The sequence below is a fragment of the Micromonospora sp. WMMD980 genome, from assembly GCF_029626035.1.
Lineage (GTDB): Bacteria > Actinomycetota > Actinomycetes > Mycobacteriales > Micromonosporaceae > Micromonospora.
Genome location: NZ_JARUBE010000003.1, coordinates 5,061,886 through 5,080,775, shown reverse-complemented (window position 1 = coordinate 5,080,775; position 18,890 = coordinate 5,061,886). Strand labels below are relative to the sequence as shown.

General features: G+C 74.3%; 20 protein-coding genes and 1 pseudogene. 11 read left to right on the top strand and 10 right to left on the bottom strand.

All coding sequences use genetic code 11. The annotated features are described in order from the left end of the window. Positions 1-23: 23 nt before the first annotated feature. The 3 genes from O7618_RS23905 to O7618_RS23895 all read right to left on the bottom strand — a co-directional run bounded on the left by O7618_RS23905 (position 24) and on the right by O7618_RS23895 (position 2,616). The gene (locus O7618_RS23905) at positions 24-1,223 is read right to left on the bottom strand and encodes a GNAT family N-acetyltransferase (RefSeq protein WP_278108365.1); all 1,200 of its coding nucleotides are present in this window, start codon (positions 1,221-1,223) and stop codon (positions 24-26) included. Positions 1,224-1,275: 52 nt separating this feature from the next. Then, positions 1,276-1,995, bottom strand: coding sequence for a protein phosphatase 2C domain-containing protein (locus O7618_RS23900; RefSeq protein WP_278108364.1), 720 nt, complete (start codon positions 1,993-1,995; stop codon positions 1,276-1,278). A 93-nt stretch (positions 1,996-2,088) separates the two neighbouring features. Continuing rightward, positions 2,089-2,616, bottom strand: a complete 528-nt coding sequence (locus tag O7618_RS23895) for an XRE family transcriptional regulator (RefSeq protein ID WP_278108363.1) — start codon at positions 2,614-2,616, stop codon at positions 2,089-2,091. 55 nt (positions 2,617-2,671) lie between these two features. Here O7618_RS23895 and O7618_RS23890 point away from each other — a divergent pair, with 55 nt between their 5' ends. Beyond that, positions 2,672-3,904, top strand: a complete 1,233-nt coding sequence (locus O7618_RS23890; protein WP_278108362.1) for a benzoate/H(+) symporter BenE family transporter — start codon at positions 2,672-2,674, stop codon at positions 3,902-3,904. A gap of 67 nt (positions 3,905-3,971) precedes the next feature. Here O7618_RS23890 and O7618_RS23885 read toward each other — a convergent pair whose 3' ends face one another. From O7618_RS23885 to O7618_RS23870, 4 genes are all read right to left on the bottom strand, one after another. Next, entirely contained in the window at positions 3,972-4,337 is a 366-nt protein-coding gene (locus tag O7618_RS23885) for a hypothetical protein (protein WP_278108361.1), read from the bottom strand. A gap of 29 nt (positions 4,338-4,366) precedes the next feature. Beyond that, on the bottom strand, positions 4,367-4,615 hold the full coding sequence (locus O7618_RS23880; protein WP_278108360.1) for a hypothetical protein: 249 nt from the start codon (positions 4,613-4,615) through the stop codon (positions 4,367-4,369). 77 nt (positions 4,616-4,692) lie between these two features. After that, positions 4,693-5,163: a large conductance mechanosensitive channel protein MscL gene (gene mscL / locus O7618_RS23875; protein ID WP_278108358.1), complete on the bottom strand. Its 471-nt coding sequence runs from the start codon at positions 5,161-5,163 to the stop codon at positions 4,693-4,695. Positions 5,164-5,202: 39 nt separating this feature from the next. Beyond that, the gene (locus O7618_RS23870; RefSeq protein WP_278108357.1) at positions 5,203-5,886 is read right to left on the bottom strand and encodes a FadR/GntR family transcriptional regulator; all 684 of its coding nucleotides are present in this window, start codon (positions 5,884-5,886) and stop codon (positions 5,203-5,205) included. Positions 5,887-5,935: 49 nt separating this feature from the next. On the opposite strand from O7618_RS23870, the gene O7618_RS23865 reads away from it, so the two are divergent. Then, positions 5,936-7,243: an MFS transporter gene (locus O7618_RS23865; RefSeq protein ID WP_278108356.1), complete on the top strand. Its 1,308-nt coding sequence runs from the start codon at positions 5,936-5,938 to the stop codon at positions 7,241-7,243. Between the two features lie 10 nt (positions 7,244-7,253). On the opposite strand, the gene O7618_RS23860 is transcribed toward O7618_RS23865, so the two are convergent. Further along, entirely contained in the window at positions 7,254-7,610 is a 357-nt protein-coding gene (locus O7618_RS23860; RefSeq protein WP_278108355.1) for an STAS domain-containing protein, read from the bottom strand. A gap of 160 nt (positions 7,611-7,770) precedes the next feature. On the opposite strand from O7618_RS23860, the gene O7618_RS23855 reads away from it, so the two are divergent. Genes O7618_RS23855 through O7618_RS23830 form a run of 6 tightly spaced genes read left to right on the top strand, consistent with a single transcriptional unit; the run spans position 7,771 to position 13,365 of the window. Further along, the gene (locus O7618_RS23855) at positions 7,771-8,631 is read left to right on the top strand and encodes an STAS domain-containing protein (RefSeq protein WP_278108354.1); all 861 of its coding nucleotides are present in this window, start codon (positions 7,771-7,773) and stop codon (positions 8,629-8,631) included. Beyond that, on the top strand, positions 8,631-9,044 hold the full coding sequence (locus O7618_RS23850) for an STAS domain-containing protein (protein WP_278108352.1): 414 nt from the start codon (positions 8,631-8,633) through the stop codon (positions 9,042-9,044). The genes O7618_RS23855 and O7618_RS23850 overlap by 1 nt, the downstream gene beginning before the upstream one ends. Further along, positions 9,041-9,460 carry an ATP-binding protein gene (locus tag O7618_RS23845; RefSeq protein ID WP_278108351.1) on the top strand — a complete coding sequence of 140 codons (420 nt, stop codon included), beginning with the start codon at positions 9,041-9,043 and terminating at the stop codon, positions 9,458-9,460. Before O7618_RS23850 ends, O7618_RS23845 begins: the two co-directional genes overlap by 4 nt. Beyond that, positions 9,457-10,473, top strand: coding sequence for a SpoIIE family protein phosphatase (locus O7618_RS23840; RefSeq protein ID WP_278110130.1), 1,017 nt, complete (start codon positions 9,457-9,459; stop codon positions 10,471-10,473). Before O7618_RS23845 ends, O7618_RS23840 begins: the two co-directional genes overlap by 4 nt. Then, positions 10,466-11,824 (top strand): sensor histidine kinase, encoded by a 1,359-nt coding sequence (locus tag O7618_RS23835; RefSeq protein ID WP_278108350.1) that lies wholly within the window; start codon positions 10,466-10,468, stop codon positions 11,822-11,824. The genes O7618_RS23840 and O7618_RS23835 overlap by 8 nt, the downstream gene beginning before the upstream one ends. A gap of 2 nt (positions 11,825-11,826) precedes the next feature. Further along, positions 11,827-13,365 (top strand): SpoIIE family protein phosphatase, encoded by a 1,539-nt coding sequence (locus O7618_RS23830; protein WP_278108349.1) that lies wholly within the window; start codon positions 11,827-11,829, stop codon positions 13,363-13,365. Between the two features lie 309 nt (positions 13,366-13,674). On the opposite strand, the gene O7618_RS23825 is transcribed toward O7618_RS23830, so the two are convergent. After that, a complete protein-coding gene (locus O7618_RS23825; protein WP_278108348.1) occupies positions 13,675-13,992 on the bottom strand; it encodes an AraC family transcriptional regulator in 318 nt (105 codons plus the stop codon). Here O7618_RS23825 and O7618_RS23820 point away from each other — a divergent pair. Next, positions 13,967-14,377, top strand: coding sequence for a TIGR03086 family metal-binding protein (locus O7618_RS23820; RefSeq protein WP_278108347.1), 411 nt, complete (start codon positions 13,967-13,969; stop codon positions 14,375-14,377). The genes O7618_RS23825 and O7618_RS23820 overlap by 26 nt on opposite strands. A 510-nt stretch (positions 14,378-14,887) precedes the next feature. Beyond that, positions 14,888-15,049, top strand: a pseudogene (locus O7618_RS23815) (threonine/serine dehydratase); the annotation flags it as partial. Positions 15,050-15,132: 83 nt separating this feature from the next. Here the strand turns inward: O7618_RS23815 and O7618_RS23810 are convergent. After that, on the bottom strand, positions 15,133-17,226 hold the full coding sequence (locus O7618_RS23810) for a S9 family peptidase (RefSeq protein WP_278108346.1): 2,094 nt from the start codon (positions 17,224-17,226) through the stop codon (positions 15,133-15,135). Between the two features lie 100 nt (positions 17,227-17,326). On the opposite strand from O7618_RS23810, the gene O7618_RS23805 reads away from it, so the two are divergent. Further along, positions 17,327-18,874, top strand: coding sequence for an FAD-binding oxidoreductase (locus tag O7618_RS23805; protein ID WP_278108345.1), 1,548 nt, complete (start codon positions 17,327-17,329; stop codon positions 18,872-18,874). Positions 18,875-18,890: the final 16 nt, after the last annotated feature.

Sequence of the window (18,890 nt, the reverse complement as noted above, 5' to 3'; positions counted from 1 at the left end):
CTGCGCGGCCGCCGGCAACCCGGTCAGAAATCGGCGAACAGGTAGGGCAGCTCACGGGGGAAGAGTCGACGTAGTTCGGTGGCCGCCTCCACGGACACCTCGCCCAGCCCGCGCACCGCCACCTCGGCCGGGTCGAGCACCCCGTACGCGAGGGCGGAGAGCCCGGCCGCGGTGAGCCGCGCGTGCGGCACGCCGCCCTGGGCGGCGCTGTCGGCCGGCAGCACCGCCAGCTTGCCGGTGGTGCCGTCGAGCAGGTGCCGGCCGGCGAGCCAGCGGTCGCCGACCAGTTCGACGAGCACCCGGCCGACCCCGACCGGCTGGTCGGCGAGCGCCTCCAGGCTGAGCAGCCGGGCCATCGGCGCGGTCGGGTCGGGTCGGGCCACCCGCGCCTCCACCCGCACGTCCAGGTCGGTGAGCCACAGCTCGGGAAGTTCCTCGGGCGGCAACTCGACGCTGACCCGGGCCACCTGGTCGACGTGCCGGGCGAAGAACTGCAGCAGCGACGCCCGCGCGTACGCGTCGTCGAAGAGCAGGTCGTCGGCGATCAGCGTGCCGGCGTGGTCGTCGATCCGGTAGGTGACCGCGCCCACCGTCCTGCCATCGCGCACCACGCTGACCAGCCAGCGGTCGTCCCGCTCGCGCAGCCCGACCGCCCGGAAGTCGGGGAAGACCGCGAAGCCGTGCCGCTCGCGCAGGCACCTGTCGGTGTAGGCGCGCCACCGCGGGTAGCCGGCGCCGATCCGCTCCCACACCAGTTCGTCGGGCAACTCGGCCGGCAGCAGCGACGCCAGGTCCGCCGGGGCGAAGACCGCGGTACGCCGCCGGGGCAACCCGACGTAGCCGAAGCGCTCGTAGAACGAGGCCCGGAACGGGTGCAGCGCGCTGAGCTGGTGCCCCTCGTCCCGCATCCCGTCGAGGAGCCGGTGCATCAGCGTCCGCACGTGCCCGCGCCGGCGGGCCAGCGGGTGGGTGGCCACGCCCGCGACGCCGGCCATCGGCAGCACCGCGCCGCGCAGGTTCTGCCGCATCGGGATCGCGGACGCCGCCGCCGCGGTGACGCCGTCCTCCTCGACCACGAGCGTCGTGTTCCCGGCGTTGTAGGGCAGGTAGGCCCGGAACTCGTCGGTCCGGGCGGCTGTCATCGGCGACGCCTCGAACGCGTACGCCTGGAGCGGGAAGCTGGTGGTCAGGCGGTCCTCGGCAGCCAGGCGGCGAATGTGCATCCGTTCATCCCAACGTGCCCGGGTGGGGGTCGCAACCCGAATGGGGTCGGGATCAGGCCTCGGTGACGTCGGAGATGACCACTGTGACGTTGTCCGGCGCGCCGGCCTGGTGGGCCAGCTTCACCAACTGCTCGCCGCACTGCTGGCGGTCGCCGTAGGTGGCCAGCGCGGCGGCGATCGCGGCGTCCTCCACGTAGTCGGAGAGGCCGTCGCTGCACAGCAGCAGCCGGTCGCCGGGGAAGACGGTGAGCGCGCCGACCGCCGGGGGCGCGTCCGAGCCCTGCACCGCGCGGGTGACGAGCGAACGCTGCGGGTGGTGGCGGGCCTGGTCGCGGGAGAGCGCGCCCTGGTCGACGAGCGCCTGCACGAACGTGTCGTCGCGGGTGAGCTGGGTCAGCTCGTGGTCGCGCAGCAGATAGCACCGTGAGTCGCCGACCTGGGCGAGGACCAGTCGGTCGCCGGCCAGCAGGGCGGCGGTCAGCGTCGTGCCCATGCCGTCGCGGGCCGGGTCCACGGTGATGGCCGCGCGGATGCGCTGGTTCGCGGTGCTGACCACGGCGCGCAGCGCGTCGGCCGCCTCGTCGGCGCCGGTGGGCGGCGTCAGCTCGTCCAGGATCCGGATGACGATCTCACTGGCCACCTCGCCGGCCGGCAGGCCACCCATCCCGTCGGCCACCGCCACCAGGCGGTCACCGGCGAGGGCGGAGTCCTCGTTGTTGGTCCGGACGAGGCCGACGTCGTTGAGGATCGCCGAGCGGAGGATGAGCGTCATGGGGACAAGCTTGCCAAGAAGAACGCCCCCGCGTCTCTACGCGCTGCCGGGTCGGCGGAAAGAAATGTCATCCGCTTGCATCCTGGGTATGTGTCAATTGTCCTTACCGGACAGTCGCGGATAGCGCAGCAGCAGACCGGCGTGGACCTGCTCGTCGCCCACCGCGGCGTAGCTGTGCGGCACGTCGGAGGTCCAGCGCAGGTAGCCTCCCGGGCCGGCGGTGAGTGGGGCGTCCGCCGGCCCGGCCCGGAGCGTGCCGGAGAACACCGTCACGTGTTCGGTCACGCCGGCCTGGTGGGCGGGGGAGAGTTGGGCCGGCCCCGGGCTGACCCGCATCCGGTACAGCTCGTACGTCGCGTCCCGGTCGTGGAACACCTCCAGCAGCGTGGCGCCGACCGCGACCCCGCTCACGGTCGGCGTCTCCTCGGGTGCCGACAGCACGGCGGTCAGCGGCACGCCGAGCTGCGCGGTGATCGCGTACAGCGTCTCCAGGGTGGGGTTGCGGACGCCGTTCTCCAGGCCGGAGAGCGTGGCCTTCCCGACGCCGGCCAGCCGGGCCAGCTCGGAGAGCGAGAGCCCCCGTGCCATCCGGAGGGCGCGGATCCGCGAGCCGACGTCCATGGGGCTATCGTGCTACATCGTGCCGTTCCGTAAACGGAACAACCGAGGAGGAAGCATGGCCGGTCGGCTCCAACCCGTGCTGGCCGGCGTGGTGACCGCCCTGGTCGGCTTCGCCAGCTCGTTCACCGTCGTCCTGGCCGGGCTGCGCGCGGTCGGCGCCGACCCGGCCCAGGCCGCCTCCGGCCTGCTCGTGCTCTGCCTGGCCAGCGGCGCCTGCGCGGTCTGGCTCGGCCTGCGACACCGGCTGCCGCTCGCCATCGCCTGGTCCACCCCGGGCGCGGCGCTGCTGGTCGCGACCGGGCCGATTCCCGGCGGATGGCCCGCCGCGGTGGGCGCCTTCCTGCTCACCGGCGCGCTGATCGTCGCGGCCGGGCTGATCCCCGCGCTCGGCCGGGCGGTCGCCGCGATCCCCGCCCCGATCGCCGCCGCCATGCTCGCCGGGGTGCTGCTGCCGCTCTGCACCGCACCGGTTCGCGCCCTGGTGGAGGTGCCCCGGCTGGCCGGCCCGGTGGTGCTCGTCTGGCTGCTGCTGCACCGGTTCGCCCGCCGTTGGGCGGTGCCCGGCGCGCTCGCCGTGGCCGTGGTGGCGATCGCGCTCACCACCACCGGCCCGGCCCGGCTGGACGTCGCCCCGGTGATCGCGCTGACCACACCGGCCTGGACGCTGCCCGCGGTCGTCGGCTTGGCGCTGCCGCTGTTCCTGGTCACCATGGCCGCGCAGAACGTGCCCGGCACCGCCGTGCTCGCCGGCTTCGGCTACCGCGCCCCGCTCGGCTCCGCGCTGCGTGTCACCGGGCTCGCCACCGTGCTCGGCGCGCCGGCCGGCGGCCACGCGGTGAACCTCGCCGCCATCACCGCGGCGCTCGCCGCCGGCCCCGACGCCCATCCCGACCCGGACCGGCGCTGGATCGCCTCGGTCACCGCCGGGATCGGGCTGGCCCTGCTCGGCCTCGGCGCCGGCGTGGCGACCGCGCTGGTGCTGCTCTCCCCGCCGGTGCTGGTCGAGGCGGTGGCCGGGCTGGCCCTGCTCGCCGCGCTGGCCGGCGCGGTGTCGGCGGCGGTCGCCGAGCCGTACGCCCGGGAGGCCGCCGTGGTCACGCTGGTGGTCACCGCCTCCGGGGTCAGCCTGCTCGGCATCGGCGGCGCGTTCTGGGGCCTGGTCGCCGGCTGCCTGATGCTCCTGCTCTTCCGCCGCGCCTCCGCGACGCCGGCCGTTGCAGCGCCGGTCGATCCCAACGGTCGGCCCGGGGTGGACGCGGACCTGGCGGTCTCCCACCGACCGTCCTGACGGCTTGCCGCCCGGCGCACCACCAGGCCCGACGGCATGGGTCAGCGGCGTATCGCGGGCGACGTGGTCACTCCTCGGCGGGCAGCTCCGCGACGGGGACGGTGAGGCGGACCGCGCCGTCGGCGACCGCCGCGATCCGGTCGGCCAGTACGTAGACGGCGCCGGTGTCGGCCAACTCGGTGGAGACCTTAAGGTAGCCCTCGCGCAGCAGCCGGGCGGCCAGGTCGGCCGGCACGTCCGGCTCGTCGACGGCGGCCGACTCGATCAGCTCGTCGAGGCTGCTGCCCGGATCCACCGGGGCGGGCGCCTCCACGGTCACCGCGGCCGGGTCGCCGCGCTGGACGAGATCCACGGTGCCGACCTCGACGCCCGTGGAGTCGACGACCCGCATGCCTGTGGTGACCCGGGAGACGGTGTCCTGCTGCTGGCTCATGTCGGAGCGGTTCCCGGGGCGCGCGGGCGCTAAACGGAGGGAGGCCAGCCGCCCGGCGGGCGCGGCGACAGCTCGCGCCAGGTGTCCGGCCCGTCCAGCAGCGACCGGACCGTCTCCTCGGCCTCCTCGACGCTGGCGTGCTCGTAGAAGCGAGAAACCCCCTCGGCGCCGCCGGCGCGCTGTTCCACGTGCCAACGGTCGCCGTCCACCCGGAGGAAGACGTCCCGTCGGGCGAGCCGCCCCCATTTCCCGTTCCACCAGTGCCTACGCTGCTCCATGGCCGGACTCTATCGAACATGTGTTCGATTCTCGTCGGCCCCCACGGAATCTCCGCGGGGGCCGATGAGCTATGGCGTCAGCGCGGGGCCGGCGGCTCCTGCCGGCGGCCGAGCACGTCGTCCAGCGCGCCGCGCTGGGCCGGCGTGCCCTGCCCGCCCGCGACCAGCGCGTCCCGGATCTCGGTGAGCAGCTTGACCTCCTCGCTGGGCGCGGAGGGCGGCGGCTCCTCGCCGCGCTTGCGCCGCTCGGCGAGCTTGTTCATGGGGTAGACGACCAGGAAGTAGAGCGCCGCCGCGGTGAGCAGGAACGTGATCACCGCGTTGACGAAGGCCACCCAGTCGAACTCGATGCCGCGGAAGCTCGGCGTCGAGCCGCTGAGCCCGTCCTTGTTGCCGGTGATCAGCACGATGATCACCCGCACCAGCGGTTCCAGGAACGACTTGGTCAGCTGGGTGACCACGCCGGTGAACGCGGCGCCGATGACGACGCCGACCGCCAGGTCGACGACGTTGCCACGCATGATGAAGTCTTTGAAGCCCTTGAGCATTCGCACTCCCGTGCCGTCCGATTCTCGGTCCGGCAGACCCTATGCCCCGGACGGCCCCTCGAGAAAAGCACCGGCCTCGATCGCTGCCCGCTCCGGGTCGCCGGCCCGGATCGCCTCGACCAGTCGACCGTGGTCGACGTACCGTTCGTCGGTCAGCGCCGGGCCCATGGCCTGGGCGACGGTGCTGCGCAGCGCGGCACCGACCGACGCGTAGAGCTCGGCCAGCATGGCGTTGTGCGCGGCGGCCACCACCGCCGTGTGCAGCGCGGCGTCCGCCTCCACGAACTCGTCGACCCGGCCGGAGCGCCACGCGGCCTCCCGGGCGTCGAGCGCGCCGTCGAGCGCCGCCAGGTCGGCAGGGGTACGCCGCAGCGCGGCGAGCCGGGCGGCCTCCACCTCGAACGCGCGCCGGACCTCGATGACCTCGGCCATCCGGTCGTCGGTGAGCCGGCGGGCCACCACCGGCGCCAGCTCGTCGGTCGACACCACGTAGGTGCCGGAGCCCTGCCGGCACTCCAGCACGCCGGCGTGCACCAGCGCGCGGACCGCCTCGCGGACGGTGTTGCGCCCCACCCCGAGCGCGGCGACGAGCTGCGGCTCGGTGGGGATGCGCCCGCCGACCGGCCACTCGCCGCCCAGGATGCGGGCCCGGAGCTGCGCGATCGTCTGGCGGACCCGGTGGCCGCGCGGCGGCACGGCGACGGAATCCACGACGGGTGTCACCGGTTACACCTGCTGCCGAAATTCATCCCATGATTGTAGGTTCGAGGTCATGACCCCGCCACCCCCGCCCACCGCGACCGCGCCCACCGCCGACGTCACGCCCGGCCCGGCGCCCGCGGCCGGTCCCGCCCCGGCGACCGGACCGGCGGCGCTCACCCCGGCGCGGGGCGGCCTGCTGGTGCTGGTCGGCATGCTGCTGGTCGCGCTGAACCTGCGGGCCTCGGTGACCAGCCTGGGCGCCCTGCTCGACGAGATCCGGGTCGGGCTGGGCCTCTCCGGCGCCATGGCCGGCGTGGTCACCACGCTGCCCACCGTCGCGTTCGCCGGACTGGGCGCGCTCACCCCGTGGCTGGTCCGCCGCTGGCCGGCCCCAAGGGTGCTGGTGCTCGCCATGGTCGCGCTGACCGTCGGGCAGGTGCTGCGCGCGGTCACCGACTCGGCGGCCGTCTTCGTGCTCACCAGCGCGCTCGCGCTGGCCGGCATCGCGGTGGCGAACATCCTGCTGCCGATGCTTGTCAAGCAGCACTTCCCGCACCGCACCGGGCTGGTCACCGGGGCGTACACGATGGCCCTGACGGTGGGCACGACGGTGGCCGCCGCGTCCGCCGTGCCGGTGGCCCACGCCTTCGGCTCCTGGCGGGCCGGGCTCGGCGTGTGGGCCGGGCTGGCCGCGCTGGCCGTGATCCCGTGGGTGCCGCTCGCGCTGCGGGCGCGCGCCGCCCGGCGGGCCGCCGACCGGGCCGCCACCCCGGCGGCGGTGGTCGGCGCCCCGGCCCGGGTGCGGCCGGGCCGGACCCGGCTGGGCTGGGCCATGGCGGTCTACTTCGGGGCGCAGTCGCTCAGCGGTTACGCGATCATGGGGTGGCTGGCGCAACTCTTCCGGGACGCCGGCTACCGGCCCGAGGCGGCCGGCCTGCTGCTCGCCGGCGTGACCGCGCTGGGCGTGCCGGTGGCGCTGATGATGCCGACACTGGCCGGGCGGCTGGCCACGCTGCGTCCGCTGGTGCTGTCGCTGACCGCGTTCTCCACCGCCGCGTACCTCGGTCTGGCGCTCGCGCCGCGCGGCCTGGCGCCGCTGTGGGTGCTGCTGCTCGCGCTCGGCCAGGGGGCGTTCCCGCTCATCCTGACCACGATCGGGCTGCGCGCCCGCACCGCCGAGGGCACCGTGGCGCTCTCCGCGTTCGCGCAGAGCACCGGGTACGTCATCGCCGCGCTCGGCCCGCTGCTGGTCGGCATCCTGTATTCCGCGACCGGCGGCTGGACCGCCCCGATCGGCTTCCTGCTGCTGGCGCTCGCCGTGCAGACGACCGCGGGCATGGTGATCGCTCGTCCCCGCTACATCGAGGACGAGCGCTGAGCCGGGTCGGTCAGGAGGAGGCCGGGGTGGGCTCGCCCGCGACGGCTTCCTCCACCGTCGGGTAGGTGTGCAGCACCTCGACCAGGCCACTGACCTCGAGGATGCGCAGCACGCCGCGCTGCGGGGCGGCCAGCCGGACCACGCCACCGGCCTCGTCGCAGCTGTTCTTGGCGCGGACGAACACCGACAGCCCGGTCGAGTCGCAGAACGACACCTCGGCCAGGTCGAACACGAGGCGGCTGCGCCCCTTGTCCAGCAGGTCCGTGATCTGGTCCTGGAGCTGCGGTGCGGTGGCCATGTCCAGCTCGCCCGCGACCGACACCACGACCACGTCGCCGCGCTGTTCCGTGTGCACCGTCAGGGACATTCGTCGACCTCCTGTGTTCGGTGGAAACGGTATCCCACGATGGGCGGGCCGCGCAGAACGGGAGCCGGCACAGGTGCTGTCGATCATTTCTTTGTCCCGTGGCAAGTAGCGCGACAGACCCCGGTGATAGAGTCCGCCCGTCCAGATCTGGGAGGTCAACGTGGCATTGAGCGCGGAACAGGGTGGGCGGCTGGCCGACCTGCTGAGTCGACACGCGGACCGGTTGACCAACCGCTGGATCGAAATCGTCGCCAGTTCGTTGCGCGGCCGGTTGAGCCGGGCCGAACTGGCCCGCCAGGTGCAGGAGCTGCACCGCGCCATGGTCGACGCCGGCCGGCAGGGCCTCGGCGACCTGGCCGGCGAGCACGGCGGTGAGCTGCGGGCGGTGCTCGCCGAGGTCTCCACCACCCGCGCCCGGCAGGGGTTCAGCGCCACCGAGACCGCGATCAGCGTGTTCGCGGTCAAGGACGCCCTGCTGGAGCTGATGGAGCAGGAGCAGGGCGAGACCACCCTGAGCGACTTCGTCGCCTTCTCCGCGCTCGTCGACCAGATGGGGCTCTTCACCTTCGAGACGTTCGTGCGAGCCCGGGAGAGCCTGATCGCCGACCAGGCGGAGCAGTTGCTGGAGCTCTCCACGCCGGTGGTCAAGCTCTGGGAGGGCGTGGTGGCCGTCCCGCTGGTCGGCACGCTCGACTCGGCCCGCGCCCAGGTGGTGATGGAGCGGCTGCTCCAGACGCTCGTCGACACCGGCTCGCCCTACGCGATCATCGACATCACCGGCGTGCCGGCGGTGGACACCCAGGTCGCCCAGCACATCCTCAAGACCGTGGTGGCCGCCCGGCTGATGGGCGCCGACTGCATCATCTCCGGCATCCGGCCGCAGATCGCCCAGACGATCGTCGCCCTCGGCATCGAGTTCGGTGACATCGCCACCAAGGCGAGCCTGGCCGACGCGCTGCGCCACGTGCTCCGCCTGACCGGCGTCGAGACCACCGCCCGCCGCGCTCGTCGGGAGTCGTGATGGAGCGGGTGCCGATCCTCAAGATCGGCGACATCCTGCTGGTCTCGATCCAGGTCGACATGTCCGACCAGACGGCGGTCCAGCTCCAGGAGGACCTGGCCGAGCGCATCGTCGCCACCGGGTGCCACGGCGTGATCATCGACATCACGGCGCTGGACATCGTCGACTCCTTCGTCGGCCGGATGCTCTCCACCATCGCGTCGATCTCGAAGGTGCTGGACGCCGAGACCGTGGTGGTCGGGATGCGTCCCGCCGTCGCCATCACCCTGGTCGAGCTGGGCCTCTCGCTCAACGGCATCCGCACCGCGCTGAACGTCGAGCGGGGCATGGAGCTGATCGCGGCGACCCGGGCTGACGACGGGGACATGGCCCTCGGCGACGACGAGGACGCCGACGCTACGGCGACGCCATGACCGCCGGCGTCGACCTGGGGATGCCGGCGACGCAGGCGATCCGTAGCGACGAGGACGTGGTCCGGGTCCGGCAGCTGGTGCGGACCACCGCCGTCGCGGCCCGGCTCTCCCTGGTCGACCAGACCAAACTGGTCACCGCGGCCAGCGAGCTGGCCCGCAACACGCTGATCTACGGCGGCGGGGGCAGCGCCGAGGTGACCACGGTCTCCGACGGTCGCCGCCGCGGCATCCGCATCGTCTTCGCCGACCAGGGGCCGGGCATCCCCGACCTCGACCTGGCCCTCACCGACGGCTACACCACCGGTGGCGGCCTGGGCCTCGGGCTCAGCGGCGCCCGCCGCCTCGTCGACGACTTCGACATCAAGACCGCCGTCGGCGAGGGTACGGCGATCACCGTCACCAAGTGGTCGCGATGATCGCCGACGTGGTCCCCGACCACGGTGTGTGGTTCCGGGTCGACAACGGCGCGACGGCCGGCGGCGTACGCCGGGTGGCCGAGCGGCTCGGGCGTCAGCTCGAACTGAGCACGCCGCGCGTCGCGGACCTGGCCATCGTCACCGCGGAGATCACCAGCAACCTGGTCAAGCACGCCCGCGAGGGCGCCCTGCTGTTGCGTCCGGCGCGCCGCGACGGGCGGGCCGGGGTGGAGCTGGTGGCCATCGACTCCGGCCCTGGCATGGCCGACCTCACGCTTTCCTCGGCCGACGGGCACTCGACCTCCGGCACGCTCGGCATCGGCCTCGGCGCGATCACCCGGCAGGCGAGCCGGTTCGACGGCTACTCCGTGCCCGGCCGGGGCACGGTGCTGGCCGTCCAGGTCTGGGACGGGCCGTCGCCGGCGCCGGACTGGGCCGGCGGGCTGGCCCGGCCGATCACCGGCGAGCAGGACAGCGGCGACGGGTACGCGGTGCGGATGGCCGACGGGCGCCGGCAGGTGCTGGTCTGCGACGGGCTGGGGCACGGGCCGCTGGCCGCCGCCGCCACCGGCGCCGCGGTCGCCGCGTTCCGCTCGGCGCCGGCCGGCCCGCCGGATGTGGTGGTGCGGCACCTGCACGCGGCCATCTCGCACACCCGCGGCGCGGCGCTCGCGGTCGCCGAGCCGGATCCGGCGACCGGGCAGCTCCACTACGCCGGTCTGGGCAACATCGCCGCCATGATCGTGGCCACCGGTGAGCGGCGGCGCGGCCTGGTCTCGCTGCCCGGCATCGCCGGGCACCAGCGCCCGACCATCCGGGGGTACGCCTACCCGTTCCCGCCCGGTGCGACGCTCGTGATGCACAGCGACGGCGTGGTGGACCGCTGGGACCTGGACGACTATCCCGGGCTGGCTGGCCGCGCGCCGTTGCTGGCCGCCGCGACGCTGCTGCGCGACGCGGGCGTCCGCCGCGACGACGCCTGCGTCCTGGTGGCCCAGGTGACCCATGAGTGAACGCACCGAGCCGCTCCTGCACCTGGCGCTCCGGGTCGAGCAGGACATCTTCCTGGTCCGCCAGCGCGGCCGGGAGGTCGCCGCGGCCGTCGGGCTGGAGCACCAGGACCAGGTGCGGATCGCGACGGCGCTCAGCGAGGTGGCCCGGGAACTGCTGCACGGGGTGGACGGCGCGGACGTCACGTTCGCCGTGGACCGGGACGACGGAGCCGGCGCGACCCGGCTCCGGGTGGATCTGGCCCCGGTCCGTCCGTTGCCCGGCGGCCGGTACGAGCCGCGGTCCGGCGCGGTCGCGCGCCTGGTGGACTCGTTGCGGGTGATCACGGTCGAGGGCGATACCGTCGTGAGGATGTCCCGACGAGTACCGGACCACGCCGAGGAGCTGACGCCGGAACGCGCCGCCAAGCTCCGTGACGAGCTGGCCGAGCGCGCTCCGGGCTCCGCGCTGGACGAGTTGGCCGCACAGAACGCCCAGCTCATCGCCGCGCTCGACGAGGTGCGCACCCAGCGCGACGAACTGGCCTTGCTCAACTCCGAACTGGCCGAGACCAACCGGGGCGTGATGGCGCTCTACCACCAGCTCAGCGAGGAGCTGGAGGAAACCAACCGTGGCGTGGTGGCGCTCTACGCCGAGCTGGACGAGAAGTCGGCCCAGTTGCGGGCCGCCAGCGAGTCGAAGAGCCGGTTCCTGGCCCACGTGAGCCACGAGCTGCGCGCTCCGGTCACCGCGATCATCGGGCTGGGGCGGCTGCTGGCCGACTCCGCGTCCGATCCGCTCACCGGCGAGCAGGCTCGTCAGGTGGGGTTGATCCGGTCCTCCGCCGGTGATCTGCTGGCTCTGGTGAACGAGCTGCTCGACCTGGCGAAGGCCGAGTCGGGCCGGATCGAGCCGGACTGGTCCGAGGTCGACCTGCGCGCGGTGTTCGGGCAGCTTCGTGGCACGTTGCGGGCGCTGGCCGCCCGGCCCGAGGTGGAGCTCGTGGTGGAGGAGCCGCCGACCCCGGCCACGGTCCGCTCCGACGAGGTGCTGCTCGCCCAGGTGTTGCGCAACCTGCTGCACAACGGCCTGAAGTTCACCGAGCGGGGCGAGGTGCGGTTGCGCGCCGAACGCCGCGACGAGGTGTGGGTGCTCTCGGTCACCGACACCGGCGTCGGCATCCCGGCGGAGCTGCACGAGCGGATCTTCGAGGAGTTCTACCAGGTACCCGGCACCACCCGGGTCGGCGGCACCGGCCTCGGCCTGCCGTACGCGCGGCGGCTGGTCAACCTGCTCGGCGGGACGCTGGAGCTGACCAGCGAGGCCGGCCGGGGCAGCACGTTCACCGTGGTCCTACCCGTGGGCGGAGCGTGACGGTGGACGGCGGGCCGGCGAAGGTGCTGGTGGTCGACGACAGCGGCCCGAAGCGCTATCTGCTGGTGAACTGGCTCAGCCGGGCCGGGTTCACGACCGTGGAGGCCGAGAACGGCACGGCGGCGCTGGAACGGGTGGCCCGGGAACCGGTCGACCTGGTGGTGCTCGACGTCCGGCTGCCGGACATGAGTGGCTTCGAGGTGTGCGAGCGGATCAAGGAGACGTACCCGTCCATCCCGGTCATCCACGTCTCCGCGCACGCGGTGGACGTGGTGGACCGGGCGCAGGGGCTCACCCGGGGCGCGGACGCCTACCTGACCGAGCCGATCGAGCCGGAGGAGCTGGTCGCCACCGCGCACGCGGTGCTGCGCTACTACCGGGCCCGGCGGCGGGCCGAGCAGCTCGCCGAGCGACTGGCCGCGTTGGCCGACGCCACGGTGGAGATGCACGCGTCGCCGAACTTCGTCCGGCTGCTGGAGGCCGCCGCGTCCGGCGCCGCGCGGATCTTCCGGGCGCCGGCGGCGGTGGTCGCCGAGACGTTCGACGGGGACTGCCTGGCCGGGGTGGCCGCCGACCCGCACACGCCGGCCGGGCTCGTGCCGTGGGTGGTGGACGACACCGGCGTGCCGATCGGCACCCGGGTGTGGGTGGATCAGGCGGGCAACTGGCCGTTGACCGACTGGCCGGCCGGCGACACGGTCACGGTGGCCGCCTCCCGGCTGCGGGAGGACCGGGCCCCGCTCTACGTGGTGGTGCCCACGTCGACCCAGACCGTGCGTACGCCGGTGCTGGTGCAGCTCGCCCAGGCCGTCGCGTCGGCGGTGGAGGCGCAGCGCTCCTTCGACGAGGAGCACCGGATCGCGGTGACGCTCCAGCGCAGCCTGCTGCCCCGGCGGCTGCCCGAGGTGGCCGGCCTGGACCTGGCCGTCCGTTACGAGCCGGCGAGCGCGCAGACCGAGGTGGGCGGCGACTTTTACGAGCTGGTGATGCTCGACGGGCACCTGCTGGTGGCGATCGGCGACGTGGCCGGGCACTCGCTGCACGCCGCCACCGTGATGGCGGAGTTGCGGCACGCGGTGCGGGCGTACGCGGTCGAGGGGCACCAGCCGGGCGTGATCCTGGACCGGGTCAACGAGCTGATGCGTACGCTGCTGCCGACCGAGTTGGCCACCATCTGCGTGCTGCTGCTGCACCCGGGCAGCGGGCTGATCCGGTTGGCCAGTGCCGGGCACCTGCCGGCGCTGCTGAGCCGGGACGGTCGGGTCGAGTTCGTGTCGCAGTCCGCGCCGCTGCTCGGGGTGCGCGCGCCGCGCCCGGCGGATCTGGAGTTCGTGCTGCCGGCCGGTGCCACGCTGGTGCTCTACACCGACGGGCTGATCGAGCGGCGGGACGCCACCATCGACGACGGCATGGCGGCGCTCGGCGTGGTGGCCGCCCGGGTGGACGACGACCTCGACCAGTTCTGCCAGCGGCTGTTGATCGAGCTGGCCCCGCCGGAGATCCACGACGACGTCGCCGTGGTCGCCGTCCGCCGCCGCTGACGGTCACCCTTCGTATTCATCGGCGTTGTCACTCGGCGTGTTCGGGCGGCTCGGTCGGCCGCGCGACCCGTCGGTGCCTTTGCTCTGCAGCCATCGACGCAGCACCGTCCTGAGCAGGGAAGGCCGTCGCGGCGCCGAGGCGGTGATCGGGCCGTCGTGGTCACCTTGCGTGCCTGGTGCGCCCGTGGCTGCAGAGCAAAGGCGGCGCGGGTCGATCCCGGCGACCCCGGCCGTCGTTACGGAGAGCGACGTGCCATACTGCTGGCCGTCCGCACCGCCGACGAACGCGGCGGCCGGGCGCCCGGCGGGTCAGGCGCTGCGGGAGCCGGCCAACGAGCGGGCGTACGCCGCGGGCGGGACGCCGGTGACGGCGGTGAACTCGCGGACCAGGTGCGCCTGGTCGGCGTACCCCAGATCGAGGGCGACCCGCGACCAGTCCAGCGGACCGGCGGCGGCCTGCTCGATCGCCTCTTGGAGCCGGTAGCGCCGGATCACCCACTTCGGACCGACACCGACGTGGTCGAGGAAGAGTCGCTGGAGCCGGCGGGTGGAGACGCCGTGTCGACCGGCGAGGTCGGCCACCCGCAGCATGCTCCGGTCGGTGCGGATCTCCGCGACCAGCGCCATGGCCTCGGTGCCGACCGGGTCGGGTGCCGGACTCCAACCGGTTAGCGGAGCCTCCGACCGGCCCACCCCGTGCCCCGAATATCCGGTACGCGACCTGCTCAACCACCTGTTCGAGGTGGCGGTCAACTTCCAGGCGATGGCCCGGCGGGAGGAGGTCGACTGGTCGGGTGGGGTCGACCACCTGACCGACGGCTGGCGGGACCGGTTCGCCACCGAGACGCAGCGACTGGTCGAGGCGTGGTCCGACCCGGACGCGTTGGAGGGCGTCTCGCCCGGCATGGGGCTGCCCCAGGAGACGGTCGGGCTGATGGCTCTGATCGACCTCACCGTGCACGGTTGGGACCTGGCCCGCGCCACCGGCGCGACGGCGCGCGGGTCGCGCTGACCGCGCTGAGTGCCGCGCTGGCGACGCTCGCCGGGCTGGCCGCGCTGACCGTGCTGGCGGTGGCGAAGCCGCCCGGCGACGCGTGGACGCAGTCCGAGCAGTACACCAACGCGCTGCTGCGCGAACCCGGCCTGCGCCCCGGTGTGGCGTTCGCGTTGCTGTTGCTCTGCGTGCCGGTGCTCGGGCTGCTCGCGGTCGCCGAGACCGGGGTGGCGAGCCTGCTCGGCGCCGTCGCCGGCCTGGCCGTGTTCGAGGTCGGCCGCCGCCTGCTGCACCGGCCCGACGCCGCCGGCCGGCTGCCGCTGCCCACCGACGTGCACCCGGCCCCGGCCGCCGTGGCCGCCGTCGTGCTCGGGCTGCCCCTGGTCGCCGCGCTGGTCGGCGTGCTGCTGCTGCGCCGGGTCACCACCACCCCGTTCGGCGTCGTGCGCCGGGTCCGCACCCGGGCGCCCTGGCCGTGGCCGGGCGTGCTCATCCTCGCCGCGCTGGGCATCTTCGCCGCGATCCGCCCGGCTGATGCGGGACGCGCGGCTCGTGGTCGAGCCGAGCGGCGCGGTCGCCACGGCCGCCCGGCTGTTTCACCGCGACGAGTTGCCGGCCGGGCGGACGGTGGCGGTGGTGAGCGGCGGCAACGCCGAAGCGGCGGTGCTCGCCGCCGCGCTCGGGATGTAAGGAGGGGCCCCCTGTTAACGCCTCCAGTAGAGAAGGGGCCCCTTCTCACAAACGGGTGTTAACAAGGGGCCCCTCCTTACACCTCAGGCGCGGCCGAGGCGGTCCAGCGTCCAGGCGTTGACGAACGCCTCCTCGCGCCAGGCGTCGTACCGGCCGCTGGGGCCGCCGTGGCCGGCGCCCATCTCGGTCTTGAGCAGGTAGTCGCCCTGCGGGGCGAGGGCGCGCAGCCGGGCGATCCACTTGGCCGGCTCGTGGTAGAGCACCCGGGTGTCGTTGAGGCTGGTCACCGCCAGGATGGCCGGGTAGTCGGCGGCGGTCACGTTCTCGTACGGGGTGTAGGACTTCATGTACGCGTAGACCTCGGGGTCGTCCAGCGGGTTGCCCCACTCCTCCCACTCGGTGACGGTCAGCGGCAGCGACGGGTCGAGGATGGAGGTGAGCGCGTCCACGAACGGCACCTGCGCGACGATCCCGGCGAACGCGTCCGGCGCGAGGTTGGCCACCGCGCCCATCAGCAGGCCGCCGGCCGAGGCGCCCCGGGCGACCAGCCGGTCGCTCGCCGTCCAGCCGGCCTTGACCAGGTGCCGGGCGCAGGCCACGAAGTCGGTGAACGTGTTCTTCTTGGCCAGCAGCTTGCCCTCGTCGTACCAGCGCCGGCCCAGCTCGCCGCCGCCGCGGATGTGCGCTACCGCGAAGATGACGCCGCGGTCGAGCAGGCTCAGCCGGGCGATCGAGAACCACGGGTCCATGCTCGCCTCGTACGACCCGTAGCCGTAGATGACCGCGGGCGCGGAGCCGTCGCGCGGGGTGTCCCGGCGGCAGACCAGCGAGATCGGCACCCGGGTGCCGTCGTCGGCCAGCGCCCAGTCCCGGTGCTGCTCGTAGTCGGCCGGGTCGTAGGCCCGCCCGTCCGGGCCGGGCCGTACCGGCTTCTGGCGCAGCAGCGTCAGTTCCCGGCTGGTCAGGTCGTAGTCGTAGACCGAATCCGGGGTGACGAGCGAGGTGTAGCGCAGCCGGACCGTGCCGGTGCGGTACTCCGGGTTGGCGTCCAGCCCGACGCTGTAGATCGGCTCGGGGAAGTCGATGTCCCAGCTGTCGTCGCTGCCGACCGGCAGCACCCGCAGCCCGGTCAGCCCGTTGCCGCGCAGCGAGACCACCAGGTGGTTCTCGAACGCGTCGACCGCCTCCAGCCGGGTGCCCGGGGTGTGCGGGATCAGCGGCGTCCAGTCGCCCGGCACGTCCGCCGAGGTGTACGCCAGCGCGAAGTCCTCCGCGCCGTCGTTGTGCAGGATCAGGAAGCGGTGGCCGTGGTGCTCGACCGCGTATTCCACGCCCTGCCGGCGCGGGGCGACGATCGCCGGCTCGCCGGTCGGGTTGGCCGCCGGGATCACCCGGACCTCGCTGGTGATCTTGCTGTGGATGTCGATCACCACGAAGCGCTCGGAGCGGGTCAGCTCGACGCCCACCCAGAACCGCTCGTCGTCCTCCTGGTGGACCACCACGTCCTCGCCCGAGGCGGTGCCGACGGTGTGCCGCCACACCCGGTTCGGCCGCCAGGCGTCGTCCACCGTCACGTAGAACAGCGTGGAGGCGTCGCTGGACCACGCCGTGCCGTAGAACGTGTCGGGCACCTCGTCGGGCCGCAGCTCGCCGGTGGCCAGGTCCTTGATCCGCAGGGTGAACCGCTCGTCGCCGGAGAAGTCGGTCGAGTAGGCCAGCCAGCGCCCGTCCGGGCTGACGTCGAACGCGCCGAGCGAGAAGAAGTCGTGCCCCGCGGCGAGCTGGTTGCCGTCGAGCAGCACCTCCTCGCCGTCGAGCGGGGCGCCGTCCGCGCTGACCGGGGGCGTGGTCTCGCCCGGCCGGACGGCGCGCCGGCAGTGCACGCCGTACTGCTGGCCCTCGACGGTGCGGGTGTAGTACCAGTGGCCGTCCTTGCGGGTCGGCACCGACAGGTCGGTCTCCTGGGTGCGCCGGCGGGTCTCCTCGAACAGCTCGGCCCGCAGCCCGGCCAGGTGCGCGGTGTGCGCCTCGGTGTAGGCGTTCTCGGCCTCCAGGTAGGCGATCGTCTCCGGGTCGTCCTTGGTGGCGAGCCAGGCGTACTCGTCGACGACGGTGTCACCGTGGTGGGTCCGCTCGGCCGGAACGCGCTTCGCCGTGGGCTGTGGGGTCGTGGTCACGGCGCCACGTTACCGGTCGCCGGGCCGCCGCCGGGCGTCCGCGCCGCGCGAACCCCGCGACTCGCCGCCAGCGTTTTCGAACATGTGTACGATGACCGCCATGGCGGCTGCAGCGCGTTCCACCGACCGGCCCGGAGCCCTCGAGATCACCCGGAAGCTGACCGAGATCTGCGGTCCGCCGTTCGCCCGGTTCGCCGGCCCGGCCGACGAGGTGGCCGGCCGCACCGCCCGCTGGGTGGCCGTGCCGGGCGGCCCGCACGCCGCCGCCGAGGTGTTGCGGCTGGCCGCGGCGCACGACCTGACCGTGGTGCCGCGCGGCGCCGGCACGAAGATCGACTGGGGTGCCGCCCCGGCACAGGTCGACATCATGCTCGACACCGGCCGGCTGGCCGGGGTCTGGCACGAGCCGCACGCCGCCCCGGTGGCCGAGATCGGCGCCGGCACGCCGCTGCGCGCGGTCCAGGCCACGCTGGGCCGCACCGGCCGGCGGCTGCCGGTCGACGTGCCCTCGCCGGGCGCGACGCTGGGCGGGGTGCTCGCCGCCGACGAGGCCGGCCCGCTGCGCCACCGGCACGGCACCCCGTGCGCCCAGTTGGTCGGCGTGCGCTATCTCGACGCCGACGGCGAGCTGGTCAGCATCGGCGAGTCCGGCACGGCCCGGTTCGGCTCGGCGGCCCCGTCGAGCGGCCCCGCCCCCGGCCTCGGCCCGCGTGCCGAGGGCGTCGGGGACGCGGTTGCCCGCGAGGGATCCGCCGTGGGCTGGGGCCGCGCCGGCGGGCTCTCCGTCGCCGGCCACGGCTCCGGCGGCCCCGGCATCGGCGGTGGCGACGCGGTCCGGGGGCGCGGCGAGCTGCCGGGGCTGGACGTGGCCCGGCTGCTCTGCGGCTCGCAGGGCGGGTTGGGCGTGCTGGTCTCGGCGACCATGCGGGTGCACGCCGTGCCGGCGAGCCGGGTCTGGGTGTCCCGCCCGGTCTGGACCCCGCTGGAGGTGCACGACCTGGTCCGCGCGGTGCTCGCCGCCGAGGTCGCCCCGGCCGCTGTCGAGCTGGACCTGCCGGTGCCGGTGCCGTTGCCCCGCCGCCGGATCCCGGCGAGCCATCCCTCGGTGGCCGGCCGCCCCGACCACCCGGCCGTGACCGGGCGGCCGGCGGCGGGCAGCCTGGTGGTGCTGCTGGAGGGCGGCCCGTCCGACGTGGTCGAGCGGGCCGAGCGGTTGACCGCCGTGCTCGGCGCGGAGGCCGTGGTCAACCACCACGCGCCCGAGTGGTGGGGGCGCTACCCGTTCGCCCCGGGCGACACCGCGTTGCGCATCGAGGTGCCGGCCGGCGACCTGCACGCCGCGGTCTACGCGCTGCGCGACGCCGCCGGCGCCCCGGTGCCGGTGCGCGGCTCGGCCGGCGTCGGCACGGCGTACGCCGCCCTGCCCGGCGCGCTGTCGCCCGAGCGGGTCGCGTCGATCCTGAGCGCGGTCCGCAGCGTGCTGATCGCCCGGCAGGGGCGGTGCGTGGTGGTGGCGGCGCCCACGCCGGTACGCCGCGTCGTCGACCTCTGGGGCGAGCTGCCCGCCCTGCCGCGCCTGCGCAGCGCCAAGGCTCATCTGGATCCGCACCACCGCCTGGCCCCGGGCCGCCTCCCCGGCGGCCTCTGACCCGGTCGGGGGCCGC

Excerpts from the sequence above, each read along its gene's own strand:
- O7618_RS23840 (WP_278110130.1), top strand. The coding sequence starts at position 9,457 with ATGATCGCCGACGTGGTCCCCGACCACGGTGTGTGGTTCCGGGTCGAC.
- O7618_RS23825 (WP_278108348.1), bottom strand. The coding sequence starts at position 13,992 with ATGGCGCTGGTCGCGGAGATCCGCACCGACCGGAGCATGCTGCGGGTG.
- O7618_RS23890 (WP_278108362.1), top strand. The coding sequence starts at position 2,672 with ATGGCCGGTCGGCTCCAACCCGTGCTGGCCGGCGTGGTGACCGCCCTG.
- mscL (WP_278108358.1), bottom strand. The coding sequence starts at position 5,163 with ATGCTCAAGGGCTTCAAAGACTTCATCATGCGTGGCAACGTCGTCGAC.
- O7618_RS23885 (WP_278108361.1), bottom strand. The coding sequence starts at position 4,337 with ATGAGCCAGCAGCAGGACACCGTCTCCCGGGTCACCACAGGCATGCGG.
- O7618_RS23805 (WP_278108345.1), top strand. The coding sequence starts at position 17,327 with ATGGCGGCTGCAGCGCGTTCCACCGACCGGCCCGGAGCCCTCGAGATC.
- O7618_RS23900 (WP_278108364.1), bottom strand. The coding sequence starts at position 1,995 with ATGACGCTCATCCTCCGCTCGGCGATCCTCAACGACGTCGGCCTCGTC.
- O7618_RS23845 (WP_278108351.1), top strand. The coding sequence starts at position 9,041 with ATGACCGCCGGCGTCGACCTGGGGATGCCGGCGACGCAGGCGATCCGT.
- O7618_RS23865 (WP_278108356.1), top strand. The coding sequence starts at position 5,936 with ATGACCCCGCCACCCCCGCCCACCGCGACCGCGCCCACCGCCGACGTC.
- O7618_RS23850 (WP_278108352.1), top strand. The coding sequence starts at position 8,631 with ATGGAGCGGGTGCCGATCCTCAAGATCGGCGACATCCTGCTGGTCTCG.
- O7618_RS23860 (WP_278108355.1), bottom strand. The coding sequence starts at position 7,610 with ATGTCCCTGACGGTGCACACGGAACAGCGCGGCGACGTGGTCGTGGTG.
- O7618_RS23880 (WP_278108360.1), bottom strand. The coding sequence starts at position 4,615 with ATGGAGCAGCGTAGGCACTGGTGGAACGGGAAATGGGGGCGGCTCGCC.
- O7618_RS23835 (WP_278108350.1), top strand. The coding sequence starts at position 10,466 with ATGAGTGAACGCACCGAGCCGCTCCTGCACCTGGCGCTCCGGGTCGAG.
- O7618_RS23905 (WP_278108365.1), bottom strand. The coding sequence starts at position 1,223 with ATGCACATTCGCCGCCTGGCTGCCGAGGACCGCCTGACCACCAGCTTC.
- O7618_RS23895 (WP_278108363.1), bottom strand. The coding sequence starts at position 2,616 with ATGGACGTCGGCTCGCGGATCCGCGCCCTCCGGATGGCACGGGGGCTC.